Annotated in this window: 15 protein-coding genes; 9 read left to right on the forward strand and 6 right to left on the reverse strand. The window is 67.5% G+C overall.

All coding sequences use genetic code 11. The annotated features are described in order from the left end of the window. Nucleotides 1–53: 53 nt before the first annotated feature. Nucleotides 54–818, forward strand: coding sequence for a molybdopterin-synthase adenylyltransferase MoeB (locus QY917_RS10680; protein WP_123676200.1), 765 nt, complete (start codon nt 54–56; stop codon nt 816–818). Between the two features lie 108 nt (nt 819–926). Next, nucleotides 927–1337, forward strand: coding sequence for a response regulator (locus tag QY917_RS10685; RefSeq protein ID WP_015914142.1), 411 nt, complete (start codon nt 927–929; stop codon nt 1335–1337). A gap of 116 nt (nt 1338–1453) precedes the next feature. Here the strand turns inward: QY917_RS10685 and QY917_RS10690 are convergent, their stop codons facing one another. After that, nucleotides 1454–2086: a response regulator transcription factor gene (locus tag QY917_RS10690; RefSeq protein WP_015914143.1), complete on the reverse strand. Its 633-nt coding sequence runs from the start codon at nt 2084–2086 to the stop codon at nt 1454–1456. 153 nt (nt 2087–2239) lie between these two features. Between QY917_RS10690 and QY917_RS10695 the strand changes: the two genes are divergently transcribed. The 6 genes from QY917_RS10695 to QY917_RS10720 all read left to right on the forward strand — a co-directional run bounded on the left by QY917_RS10695 (nt 2240) and on the right by QY917_RS10720 (nt 6534). Next, nucleotides 2240–3583 carry a CHASE3 domain-containing protein gene (locus QY917_RS10695; protein WP_015914144.1) on the forward strand — a complete coding sequence of 448 codons (1344 nt, stop codon included), beginning with the start codon at nt 2240–2242 and terminating at the stop codon, nt 3581–3583. A gap of 165 nt (nt 3584–3748) precedes the next feature. Then, complete coding sequence (locus QY917_RS10700; RefSeq protein WP_011806609.1) at nt 3749–3913, forward strand: DUF1328 domain-containing protein; 165 nt, start codon at nt 3749–3751, stop codon at nt 3911–3913. Nucleotides 3914–3968: 55 nt separating this feature from the next. Continuing rightward, nucleotides 3969–4361, forward strand: coding sequence for a hypothetical protein (locus QY917_RS10705; protein ID WP_123676199.1), 393 nt, complete (start codon nt 3969–3971; stop codon nt 4359–4361). Between the two features lie 22 nt (nt 4362–4383). Further along, entirely contained in the window at nt 4384–4929 is a 546-nt protein-coding gene (locus QY917_RS10710; protein WP_011806611.1) for a bacterioferritin, read from the forward strand. A gap of 99 nt (nt 4930–5028) precedes the next feature. Then, nucleotides 5029–5343, forward strand: a complete 315-nt coding sequence (locus QY917_RS10715) for a BON domain-containing protein (RefSeq protein ID WP_015914146.1) — start codon at nt 5029–5031, stop codon at nt 5341–5343. A 90-nt stretch (nt 5344–5433) separates the two neighbouring features. Next, nucleotides 5434–6534: a putative zinc-binding metallopeptidase gene (locus tag QY917_RS10720; RefSeq protein WP_123676198.1), complete on the forward strand. Its 1101-nt coding sequence runs from the start codon at nt 5434–5436 to the stop codon at nt 6532–6534. On the opposite strand, the gene coaD is transcribed toward QY917_RS10720, so the two are convergent. From coaD to QY917_RS10740, 4 genes are all read right to left on the reverse strand, one after another. Beyond that, nucleotides 6535–7032, reverse strand: a complete 498-nt coding sequence (gene coaD, locus QY917_RS10725; protein ID WP_011806614.1) for a pantetheine-phosphate adenylyltransferase — start codon at nt 7030–7032, stop codon at nt 6535–6537. 145 nt (nt 7033–7177) lie between these two features. Then, on the reverse strand, nt 7178–7801 hold the full coding sequence (rsmD, locus tag QY917_RS10730; protein ID WP_123676197.1) for a 16S rRNA (guanine(966)-N(2))-methyltransferase RsmD: 624 nt from the start codon (nt 7799–7801) through the stop codon (nt 7178–7180). Next, entirely contained in the window at nt 7798–9180 is a 1383-nt protein-coding gene (locus QY917_RS10735) for a pitrilysin family protein (protein WP_123676196.1), read from the reverse strand. The genes rsmD and QY917_RS10735 overlap by 4 nt, the downstream gene beginning before the upstream one ends. Nucleotides 9181–9195: 15 nt before the next feature. Next, entirely contained in the window at nt 9196–10650 is a 1455-nt protein-coding gene (locus QY917_RS10740; protein WP_123676195.1) for a pitrilysin family protein, read from the reverse strand. Between the two features lie 29 nt (nt 10651–10679). Here QY917_RS10740 and ftsY point away from each other — a divergent pair, with 29 nt between their 5' ends. Next, nucleotides 10680–11828 (forward strand): signal recognition particle-docking protein FtsY, encoded by a 1149-nt coding sequence (gene ftsY, locus QY917_RS10745; protein WP_123676194.1) that lies wholly within the window; start codon nt 10680–10682, stop codon nt 11826–11828. A gap of 76 nt (nt 11829–11904) precedes the next feature. Here ftsY and cutA read toward each other — a convergent pair whose 3' ends face one another. Next, a complete protein-coding gene (cutA, locus tag QY917_RS10750) occupies nt 11905–12240 on the reverse strand; it encodes a divalent-cation tolerance protein CutA (protein WP_123676193.1) in 336 nt (111 codons plus the stop codon). Nucleotides 12241–12311 lie beyond the last annotated feature (71 nt).

A 12311-nucleotide genomic window follows, 5' to 3' on the forward strand; every position in this document is an offset into this window, starting at 1 on the left:
GCAACCAGGCCGGGACTCCCGCGGAGCCCGGCCTTTTTCACGCCCACCACCCCATGAACGACGATCAACTGCTGCGCTATTCCCGCCACATCCTGCTCGACGAGATCGGTATCGAGGGGCAGGAACGCATCCTGGCAGCCCACGTACTCGTCATCGGTGCCGGCGGTCTGGGCTCGCCGGCCGCGCTGTTTCTCGGCTCCGCAGGCGTGGGGACCCTGACGCTGGTGGACGACGACGTGGTGGACCTCACGAACCTGCAGCGCCAGATCGCCCATACCACGGCGCGCGTCGGCACGCCCAAGGTCGACTCCGCGGCCCAGGCCGTGCAGGCCATCAACCCCCTGGTTTCAGTGCGCACCGTGCGCCAGCGTGTGGACGCCGCCGCGCTGGATGGGCTGGTCAACGCCGCAGACGTGGTGCTCGACTGCACGGACAACTACCAGACGCGCCAGGCCATCAACGCCGCGTGCGTACGCCAACGCAAGCCCCTGGTGGCAGGCGCGGCCATCCGCTTCGACGGGCAGATTTCCGTGTACGACCCCCGCCGGGATGACACGCCCTGCTATGCCTGCCTGTTCTCTCCCACCGCCCGTTTTGAGGAGGTGCAATGCGCCACCATGGGCGTGTTCGCGCCCATGGTCGGCATCATCGGCACCATGCAGGCGGCCGAGGCGCTCAAGCTGCTTGTGGGGGTCGGAAGCTCGCTCGCTGGCCGGCTGCTGATGCTGGACGGGCGCGACATGCAGTGGACCGAAGTGCGCACCCTGCGCGACCCGGCCTGCCCCGTGTGCGGATCCCTGCACGCGCCGGCCGGGTAGGAATGCACCTACGGGCACTGCACCCGGCTGCTGGCAGAATCCGCCAGCCTGTTTTCATACAGTAGCGCCGATGCCCTATTTTTCGTTCCCGGCCGAACAGGAAGCACCGTGAAACTGCGCACGTACATCGTCGAAGACAACGCCACCATCCGCGAAAACCTGATCGGAACGCTCGAAGAACTGGCGGAGGTGGAAGCCGTCGGCATCGCCGAGACGGAGGACGAGGGCAAGGAGTGGCTTACCTCGCACACCTCCCAGTGGGACCTGGCCATCGTGGACCTGTTCCTACGCCAAGGCAGCGGGCTGGGCGTGCTAGCCGCCTGCCGCAACCGCCTGTCAGCGCAGAAGATGGTGGTGCTGAGCAACTACGCGACACCCGACGTGCGCATGCGCTGTGCGCAGCTGGGGGTGGACGCCGTGTTTGACAAATCCAACGAGATCGAGGCGCTGGTGGACTATTGCATCGAACACAGCAACAGCACGCAGCGGGCAGCTGCTAGTTCAGCGGCCACCAATTGACGGCGCTGCGCGGGCCCCATCTGCACTTTGACACGCGCCCATCCTTACTCTCAAACCTCTGCACAAAGCACAAGGGCCAGTCAGTGACTGGCCCTTGTGCTTTGTGCGCTTTGCGCTCAATCGATGAGCTTGTTCTTGAGCGCGTAGTACGTCAGATCGCTGTTGGAGGACAGCCCCATCTTTTCCATGAGCCGCGTGCGGTAGGTGCTCACGGTCTTCACGCTCAGCGACAGCGACTTGGCGATGTCACCCGCCGTCTCGCCCTTGGCCAGCTTGAGGAACACCTGGAACTCGCGCTCCGACAGCTGCTCGTGGGGCGGCGCATCGTCCTTGCGGTTGAGCTGCTGGGCCAGCAGGTCGGCCACGGACGGGGTCAGGTAGCGGCGCCCCAGGGCGATGGTGCGGATGGCCTCCACGATCTCCTTGGGTTCGCATTCCTTGTTCAGATAGCCGCTCGCACCCTGGCGGATCAGATTGATCGCATAGTGCTCCTCGGGGTAGCCGCTGAGGATCAGGATGCCCATGTCGGGCGCCTTGGCGCGCAGCATGGCCAACGCATCCAAGCCGCTCTGGCCGGGCATGGACAGGTCCATCACCAGCACGTCGATCTCGTGAACGCGCACCAGATCAATGGCTTCCCTGCCGTTGCTTGCCTCGCCAACGACCCGCAGGTCCACATGTTCCGAGAGAAATTGGCGCAGCCCGGCACGGACTATCGCATGGTCATCCACAATGCCAATCTTGATCATTGAGCCTTCTTTCAAGAGGAGAGCGCCTTGCTCCCCGGTAAGGTATGGTCTGAAGATCTGCCCATCTGCTCTGCATTGCACTAGCATGGCAGCGCAGGCCGATGATATGCATTTTCAACCGTGCCCTGCCAGTCCCCTTGGAGAAGCCCAAGCATGAGTTGGTCCCGTTTGCGCAAGATCGCCGTCAGTCTGCCGCTGGCATTGCTGGCTGTGGCCCTGCTGGTCGGCATCAACGAAACCGGGTACATGCGCTCGCACGCGGCCGTGGGCGACCTGGCCCGCTCGCACGCCACGCGCGCTGCGCTCGACCGGCTGCTGCAGAACATGCTCAACGCCGAGACGGGGCTGCGCGGCTACCTGCTCACCGGCGACGAGCGCTATCTGCAGCCCTACGAGCAGGCGGTCGCCACCATCAATACCAACCTTGATGAGCTGCGCCAGACCTACCGGCACGCACCGCAGGACCTGGACGACTTTTCCCAGCTGTCGCAGCAGATCACGCGCAAGCTTTCCGAACTCGACCTCAGCCTCAAGCTGCGCCGCCAGGACAACGACGACGCCTGGAAGTTCGTGCTCTCCACCGACGTGGGCAAGGAGAACATGGATGCCATCCGGGCGATCGCAGCGCGACTGGTGGCGCGCAGCGCCCAGCAAACGGAACACAGCACGCAGGAGATCCTGCATTCGCTGATGCTCTCGCGCATCGGCATCGCCGCCGTGGCGGTGGTGGGGCTGCTGGCGTTCTACCTGTACCTGCGCCAGACCAGCGCCTTGCAGGCTGCGCATGCGCGCGAGCAGGAGGTGTTGGCGCGCGAACGCGACCGACTGGAGCAGTTGGTACGTGAACGCACTGCCGCGCTCTCCGAGTTGGCCAGCCATCTGCAGCAAGTACGCGAGGAAGAGCGCGCACACCTGGCGCGCGAGCTGCACGACGAGCTGGGTGCTTTGCTCACGGCCGCCAAGCTGGACGTGGCGCGCCTGAAGTCGCGCATCGATTTGCACACCCCCGAGAACGCCGAGCGCGTGCAACACCTCACCGAAACGCTCAACAGCGGCATCGCGCTCAAGCGGCGCATCATCGAGGACCTGCGCCCTTCGTCGCTCTCCAATCTCGGGCTCACCACGTCGCTGGAAATCCTCACGCGCGACTTCGCGCAGCGCAGCAACCTGCAGATAGACACCAGCCTGGAGTCCGCCAAGCTGTCTGACGCAGCGCAGCTCACCGTCTACCGGCTGGTGCAGGAGTCGCTGACCAACATCAGCAAATACGCCAACGCGCGCAAGGTGCTGGTGTCGGTCCACAGCTATCCCAACCATGTATCGGTACAGGTGCGGGATGACGGCGACGGGTTCGACATCTCAAGCATCGCCCCCGACGCGCATGGTCTGTTCGGCATGCGCCACCGTGTCGAGGCTGCGGGCGGCAAGCTCACGGTCACGTCCACGCCCGGCGAGGGCACCCTGGTCAGCGCCGTGCTGCCGCACACGCTCACCTGACGCGTTCGCAGCTGCGCCCGGGCTGCTCATCTGATCGGTGGCGTCCTACAGCGGGGTGCGCCAGCCACCGGCACTCATGCAACGCCAGCCTCCCTACAGTCAAGCCATGTGCTCAGGCGCATTCGCAACCACCCGGCGCACCGCGCCGAAAACAAGGAGCTGGTTATGTTGCATTACGCAGTGGTATTCCTGGTCATCGCCTTGGTGGCCGCCCTGTTCGGATTTGGCGGCATCGCCGCCGGCGCCGTGGGCATCGCGAAGATCCTGTTCTTCGTGTTCGTGATCATGGCGGTTGTGACCTTCGTGCTCAGCTTGTTGAAGAGGGGCTGACGCCCCAGCAACCTGGCCCGCCAGGCAAATGCCACCACAGAAAGGAACTCCCCCAATGACGATCCAAACCACCACCCAGAAGGCGGCAGAGACGGCGCACAACGTGGCCGAAGGCGTGTTCGACAAGGCGTCCGAAACACTGCAGTCCACCCGCCGGATGACCAATGAGTCCATCGACAAGGCCGAGACCCGCGTGCAGCGCATGCAAGAGGGCGTGGACCCGATGATCGACGACCTGGCCGCCAAGGCGCAGGACCTGGCCACGCGCGGCATTTCGTACTGCGCCCACACCGGCGAACGCGCGCGGCGCCAGTTCCACCAGGCTGCGGACGCCACGAACCGCTACGTCACGGAACAACCTGGCAAGTCCCTGCTGATCGCCGCAGCCGCGGGCGCCGCCTTTGCCACTGCGCTGATGTGGACACGCCACCGCGGCGAACGTTATTGAGACCACCGCAGGAACCGACCCGATGATGCACAGCGATACCCACGCCAGCGCGCTTCAGCTTGACGAAGCCGCGCTGCGCCAGGCAGCCACCGCGGATCTGGACGAAGGCGCCGTGACGCCCGCGTACGGCCCACACCGCGATGCCATCATTGCCCTGCTCAACGACGCTCTGGCGACCGAGTTGGTCTGCGTGCTGCGCTACAAGCGGCACTATTTCACGGCGGACGGCCGTGAGTCGCCGGCGATCGCGGCAGAGTTCCTGGTGCACGCCAACGAGGAGGCAGCCCATGCCGATCTGCTCGCCCAACGCATCGTGCAGTTGGGCGGCTCACCGGACTTCTCCCCTTCTACGCTGCTGTCGCGCAGCCATGCGCAATACGATGAGTCGTCCGATTTGCAAGACATGGTGCGCGCCAACCTTGTGGCGGAGCGCATCGCGGTGGAGGCCTATCGCCAGATGATCCAGTTGATCGGCGACAAGGATCCCACCACGCGGCGCATGCTCGAAGGCATCCTGGCCGACGAGGAGGAGCATGCGGATGAACTGAAGGACTGGCTGCACCGCTAGCCTCCCTTTCCCAACCGTTGAGGCCACCGGAGGGTGCAACAGGCCGCAGCGGGGTTATCCCAGCACCCGTGTTTTCAACCATAACCTAAGGACACAACCATGAAATACGCACGTGCCATCGCCTTTTCCCTGCTTGCAGGCGCCACCATCGTTTCCACGGGCTGCTCGGTAGCACGCAACCAGCAAACCGTGGGCTCCTACATGGACGACGCAGGTATCACCACCGCCGTGAAGGCCAAGATGGCAGAGGACAAGAGCGTCTCTGCCACCGCCATCAGCGTGGAGACGCTGAACGGCACCGTCCAGCTCTCGGGCTTTGCCAAGACCCAGGCCGAGAAGGACCGCGCCGAAGCCATCGCGCGCAACACCAAGCATGTGCGCGAGGTGCGCAACAGCATCGTCGTGCGCCCCTGACGCACACGACTGCGCAGGAACGCCGCCCTCTGGGCGGCGTTTTTTTTCACTCGCAGGTGAGGCGTACTACCTGCGTCAGAATCCCTACGCATGCGACTGTTCCACTGCGGCCAATGCGGCTCCCTCGTGTTCTTCGAGAGCGTGCAATGCGTGCACTGCGGCTGCACGCTGGCGTTCTCTCCCGAAGACATGGCCATGTTGGCGCTCGCGCCTGCGGACGACGGCGACCACGCCCTGTCGCGCACCTGGCAGCGCGTTACTACACGCGGCAGCGACGGTGCTGCGCCGCCGGCCCAGTACCAGCTATGCACCAACCGCACCACCTATGGCGCCTGCACCTTTGCGCTACCGGCCGCAGATGCCCAGGCGCACGGCGGGCTGTGCGCCGCCTGCCGCCGGACGCGCGTGCTACCGGACCTGTCCGTGCCCGACAACCTGCGCCGCTGGTCGCAGATAGAGAGCGCCAAGCGGCACCTGTTCTACACGCTGGCGCGCCTGGGACTGTTGAGCACGCAGCAGCCCGGGCCGGTGTATGAATTCCTGGCGGACGTGGCGGGCGCGCCGCCCGTGATGACGGGGCATGCCCAGGGTGTCGTGACCCTCAACGTGGCCGAGGCCGATGACGACGAGCGCGCGCGCCGGCGCCAGGCCATGCATGAACCCTACCGCACGCTGCTGGGTCACCTGCGGCATGAATCCGGCCACTACTACTGGGAAGAGTTGGTGCTGCGCGCCGGGCATGTGGACGCCTTCCGCGCACTCTTCGGCGACGAGCGGCGCGACTACGCCCAGGCGCTGCAGGCGCACTACCAGCGTGCCCCCCTGCCCGCTGCGCAATGGCAGCCGCAGCACGTCAGCGCCTATGCCGCCGCGCACCCCTGGGAGGACTGGGCCGAGACGTGGGCGCATTACCTGCACCTGGTCGATCTGCTGGAGACGGCCGCCAGCTTTCAGACCCGCATGGCCATTCCCGGCACGACACCCGACCACGCGCAGCACTACGCCATGCCCGACCCGTTTGCACAGCCGGCGCCCGGTTTTGATGCCATGGTCTCGGCGTGGATGCCGCTGACGCTGCTACTCAACAGCCTGAACCGCAGCATGGGCCAGCGCGATGCCTATCCGTTTGCCCTGTCCACGGGCGCGCTGCGCAAGCTGCGCTTCGTGCACGACACCGTGGCGCGGCGCTGATCACGCCGCGGCGGTGCGGCCCAGCTTGTGCAAGAGGCGCTCGTGCACGCCGGGCGAGACAAACTGCGCCACGTCGCCGCCCAGCGTGCCGATCTCGCGCACCAGCGTGCTGCTGATGAACTGGTACTGGCTCGCGGGTGTGAGAAACACCGTCTCGACACCGGGCACCAGCGCGCGGTTCATGCCGGCAAGCTGGAACTCGTAGTCGAAGTCCGTGCCCGAGCGCAGCCCGCGCACCATGGCCGTGCCGCCGCGCGCGGCAGTGAACTCCGTCACCAGCCCCTCGAAGGACTCGACCTGCACCTGCGGGCAGTCGGCAAGCGCCTGGCGCGCCATCTCCATGCGCTCGTCCAGGCTGAACAGGGTTTTCTTGTGGTGGGCAATGGCCACGGCCACGATCACGCGGTCGAACAGTCTTGCCGCGCGGCGCACCAGATCCTCATGCCCCAGCGTGATGGGGTCGAAGGTTCCGGGATAAACGGCGAGCACATGCGCCATGGCGTGGGGTCTCCTTGCAGTGGCGGAACCCGCACGGGCTCCGTGGGGCGGATTATGCAGCGCACGCCTGCCTAAAGGGCATTGAAGCCAAATCAGCCTCCAGCGCCCTACCAATAAGCGCTAGTAGCTCCTATATCAATAGCAATCAGGCTTTGTGGAGCAGGTGCGCATGCACGGCACCCGCCTTCAGGTGCCGGTGCAGCACCAACCCCAGCGGGCCAAGCTGCTCCTGCGTCCAGGCCGCGGGGGCCTCCAGGTAGATGAAGCCGTCGGGCGCCACGGCCTGTGCGGCGGCCTGCAGCGCAGGGGCGAACAGCTCGCCGCCAAACGGCGGGTCGATGAGCAGCAGGTGCATGCTGGCCGGCGTGCACTGGCGCAGCGCGGCCACGCCGTCGCCGCGCTGTACGCGCACGGCGTTGGCCTGCAGGCGCTGGCGCAGCGTCTCCAGTTGCGCGGCCAGCGCAGCGTCCCCTTCCACCAGCAGCACGCTGGCCGCGCCGCGCGATGCGGCCTCGAAACCCAAGGCGCCTGTGCCGGCAAAGGCATCCAGGCAGCGCCAGCCCGTCAGGTCCTGGCCCAGCCAGTTGAAAAGCGTTTCGCGCACGCGGTCGGGCGTGGGGCGCAGTCCGGGCTTGTCCAGCACGGGCAAGCGCGTGCGTTTCCACTGCCCGCCGATGATGCGCACCTCGCCGGCGCCCTTGGCGGGCGCACGCACTGCCGTACGTGGTGCTGTGCGCGGGGCGGCTGGCGCCGCGGCACGCCCGTTCATGGCCGGGCCTTTGCCGTGTCGGCCGGCTGCGCGCCCACGGTGACGGTCACCATGCGCTCGGGCTGCAGCTTGCGCTGCAGGGCGGCGCGGATGTCGGCCACGGTGAGGGCCTCCACGCGGTCGGTCCAGTGCTCCAGGTAGTCCAGCGGCAGGTCGTTCCAGGCGATGTTGACCACGTTGGCCAGCAGCTTGCGGTTGCTGTCGATGCGCAGCGCAAAGCCGCCGACGAGGTTGTCCTTGGCGGCGCGCAGTTCGGCCTCGGTGGGTCCTTCGGCCACGAAGCGCGCGAGCACGTCGCGCGTGACCTGCACGGCCTGGGCGGCCTGGTCGGGCCGGGTCTGCAGGCCGACGACGAAGGCCCCGGCGTTCAAGCCAGGTGAGAAGCTGCTGCCCACGCTGTAGGACAGGCCGCGCTTCTCGCGCACCTCATTGGTCAGGCGCGAGGTGAACCCACCGCCGCCCAGGATGTGGTTGCCCACCAGCAGCGCGAGGAAGTCCGGATCCCGGCGCACGAAGCCCGGCTGGCCGATGAGCACATGGGCCTGTGCCGAAGCGAAGGGCACATCCTCCTGCACGGCGCGTGCCAGCGGCTGCACCTCGGCCACGGCCGGCAAGGGCGCGCAGGCTCCGGCCTGGGGCGCAGGCAGGCGCGACAGCAGCGTCTGCACCAACGTCTGCGCCTGGGAACGCGTGAGGGCTCCCACGATGCTCACCCGCGCACGGCAAGCCTGCAGGTACTGGGCATGGAAAGCCTGCAGATCGGCCGGCTGGATGTTGTTCAGTGTCTCGGCCGTGGCGCGCTGGCCGTAAGGGTGGCCGCCGAACACTGCGGCGTTGAAGGCCTTGCTGGCCACGGTGCCGGGGCGTGTGTCGGCCTCCTTGATGGCGGCGCTCCAACGGGCCCGCTCGCGCTGCCACACGTCCGGTGCATAGCTGGGCTGGCCCAGCTGGCGCGCGGCCAGGCGCGCGGCACGGTCCAGCAGATCGGGCTCGGTCAGCGAGCGCAGCGAGAACGCCAGGCCGTCGCGCTCGGCGCCAGCCTCGAAGCTGGCGCCCAGGTCGGCCCAGGCCTCGCCCAGTTCGTTCTCGTCCATCGGGGGCTCGTTCGGCCCGCCCGCAGTCACGCCCTTGGAACTCATCAGGGCCGCCGCCGCAGCCAGGCCCGCCTGCGGCGCGGGATCACGGCGCGCGCCGGCATCGAAGTCGACCTGCACGTCCACCATGGGAATGGCCGGGCTTTCCACCAGCCACACGCGCGCGCCGCTGGGCTCGGTCCAGTGCTGGATGGGCAGCAGCGCCCAGGCGGATTGGGTATAAAAAATGGCTCCAGCGCTTATCAGAAAGGCGCGAGCAGCTATCGTTTTAAGAGTTTTGTACATCGCTGACACCTTGGCTCAATGCACGCGGCCACCGGCAGCGTCGGGTGCTGGGGCGGCACGCTTGGTGCCTGCCGCCACGGGCTGGGGCAGCAGCGTGGCAACGGTGAGCTGATCGTCGCCGAAGTAACGCGCCGCCACGGATTGCACCTGCTGCGGCGTGACCGCGCGCAGCAGCTTGAGCATGCGCTCGTCCGCGTCCAGCGGCAGGCCCTGCACCCAGTTGCTGCCCAGATCGCTGGCCTGGCTGTAAAGCGAATCGCGCGCGTAGATGGTGGAGGCCGCCCACTGCGTCTTCACGCGCGAGAGCTCGGCCTCGCTCACGCCCTCGCGCGCCACGCGGGCCACCTCGGCGCGCAGCGCCTCCTCGACCTGGGCCGAGGTCTTGCCCGCGGCGGGCACGCCGGTCATGAGAAACAGCGCCGGTCCGCGCCCGAGGATGGACGCCTGGCTGTCCGCGCCGTCGGCCACACGGTCCGCACCCTGCGTGAGGGCTCGCTCCAGCCGCGCGCCGTCGTAGCCGCTGAGCACGGCCGACAGCACCAGCAGCGCCAGGCCGTCACGGTCGGCATCGGTCATGTCGTCCAGGCGCGTGACACCCGGCACGCGGAAGGCCAGCGCCACGTAGGCCTGCTCGGCCGGCGCCTTGAAGGCGATGCGGCGCAGGCCCTGCTGCGCCGGCTCGGTGCGCGGCTTGCGCGCCGGCAGGGCACGTGCGGGAATGGTGCCGTAGGTCTTCTCCGCCAGGGCCAGCACCTGCGCCGGGTCCACGTCACCCGCCACCACCACGGCGGCATTGCCGGGCACGTACCAGTCGCGGTGAAAGCGGCGCACGTCGTCGGGGGTCATGGAGTCCAGATCGCTCATCCAGCCCACCACCGGGCGACGGTAGGGCGAGGCGATGAAGGTGGAGGCGAACAGCTGCTCGATGAGCGCGGCGCGGGGCTGGTCCTCGGTGCGCATGCGGCGCTCTTCCTTGACGACCTCGATCTCCTTGGTGAACTCGGCGTCGGGCCACTGGTTGTGGGCGAAGCGGTCGGATTCCAGCCGCATCACGTCGGCCAGCCGGTCGGCCGGTATCTGCTGGTAGTAGCCGGTGTAGTCGCGGCTGGTGAAGGCGTTCTCCTGCCCGCCCAGCGCCGCCACGCGGCGCGAGAACTCGCCCGGCGGCACGGCCTTCGAGCCCTTGAACATCATGTGCTCCAGCACATGCGCCACGCCCGAGGTGCCGTCCACCTCGTCCATGGCGCCTACGCGCAGCCAGACCATGTGCACCGCCGTGGGCGCGCGCCGGTCGGGCTGCACGATGAGCTGCATGCCGTTCTTCAGGGTGAATTGCTGCGCACCGCTGGCCGTGGTGGCCTGGGCGTGCGCCGCCGCGGCAGACGCAGCAGGTGGGGATTCATGCGCCGGGTTTTGCGCCCAGGCGTGCAGACAGGCCAGCAGGCCCACAAGGGTGATAGCGCGTTTCATAGAATGGCTGCGATTCTAAGAACCCGCCAATGTTCAGTTTTTTCAAGAAGAAATCGCCCGCCCCCACCGAACCCGCCCTTGCACCCGAGGACGTGGCCAGCCCTGCGGCGCCGCCCGCGGCCGACGCCCCCGCCAGCGGCGGCGCATTCGGCTGGCTGCGCAAGCCCTTTGGCGCAGGCGCCACCAGCGTGGCGGAGCCGGCTGCCCCTTCGGCCGGTGCCCCCGCAGCCATCGACGCGCCCCTTGCCGTCCCCGAACCCACGCCGAAGCCCGAGGGCGCACGCCAGGGCTGGATGGACCGGCTGAAATCCGGCCTGCGCAAGACCGGCAGCAGCATCGCGACCGTCTTCACGGGCACGCAGATCAACGACGCGCTGTACGACGAGCTGGAGGAAGCCCTGCTCATGGCCGACACCGGGGTGAAAGCCACGCAGCACCTGCTGGAGGACCTCAAGCGCCGCGTGAAAGAGACCAAGACCACCGAGCCTGCTGCCGTAAAGGGACTGCTGGCCGATGCGCTGGCCGACCTGCTGCGGCCGCTGGAAAAGCCGCTGGTGATCGGCGAGCACACACCCACCGTGATCATGGTGGCCGGCGTGAACGGCGCGGGCAAGACCACCTCCATCGGCAAGCTCACCAAGCACCTGGCCGACCATGGCGAGAGCGTGCTGCTGGCCGCCGCCGATACCTTCCGCGCCGCGGCGCGCGAGCAGTTGGGTGTCTGGGCCACGCGCAACACGGTGGAGATCGTCAGCCAGGAAGGGGGCGACCCTGCCGCCGTGAGCTTTGACGCCGTTACCGCCGGCCGCGCGCGCGGCAAAGATGTGGTGCTGGTGGACACTGCCGGCCGCCTGCCTACGCAGCTGCACCTGATGGAAGAGCTGAAGAAGATCCGCCGCGTGGTCACCAAGGCCGATGCCAGCGCCCCGCACGAGGTGCTACTGGTGATCGACGGCAACACCGGCCAGAACGCCCTGGCGCAGGTGCGCGCGTTCGACGACGCGCTTCAACTCACCGGCCTGATCGTCACCAAACTGGACGGCACGGCCAAGGGCGGCGTGCTGGCCGCCATCGCGCAGGAGCGGCCCGTGCCCGTGTACTTCATTGGCGTGGGCGAGAAGGTGGAAGACCTGGAAACCTTCAGCGCACGCGAATTCGCCCAGGCCCTGCTGAGCTGAGATAGTTACCCCCTGTGGGCGGATACAGGCGGCAACCGCCAGCCATTGCTTCAACGCGGCGCTTGACCAGCCCCGGCTATCGAAGCGGGTCCACCTGCTGCGCCACCCACTGCACATAGTCCTGCTCTGCCTGCACGGCGTGGGTGAGCAGTTGCGGCACTTCGTAGGGGTGCTGGGCACGCAGCCAGTCCCGCAAGGCGGGCGCGGCAGACAACAGCGTCTTGCACACCAGCCGCCACTCTGCTTCCGCCTGCTGCACCCCCTGCCAGACATAGTGCGAGGTAATGGCCTCCACCTGCACGCAGGCGGCCAGGCGCGCCTGGACAGCGCCGCTGGCCAGTCGGTGAGCGGCGGCGGCGTCGCCCATGGTGGTGGTCACAACGGCGATCTGGGCGTCTAGGGCAGATGTCATGATCGAAGTCTGGCACAAGGCGTAACTGCACAACGACCTTGACGCGCGGGGAAGCAGCCCCACCTGCGTTT

The sequence above is a fragment of the Diaphorobacter sp. C33 genome, assembly GCF_030503915.1.
Classification (GTDB): domain Bacteria; phylum Pseudomonadota; class Gammaproteobacteria; order Burkholderiales; family Burkholderiaceae_C; genus Diaphorobacter; species Diaphorobacter nitroreducens.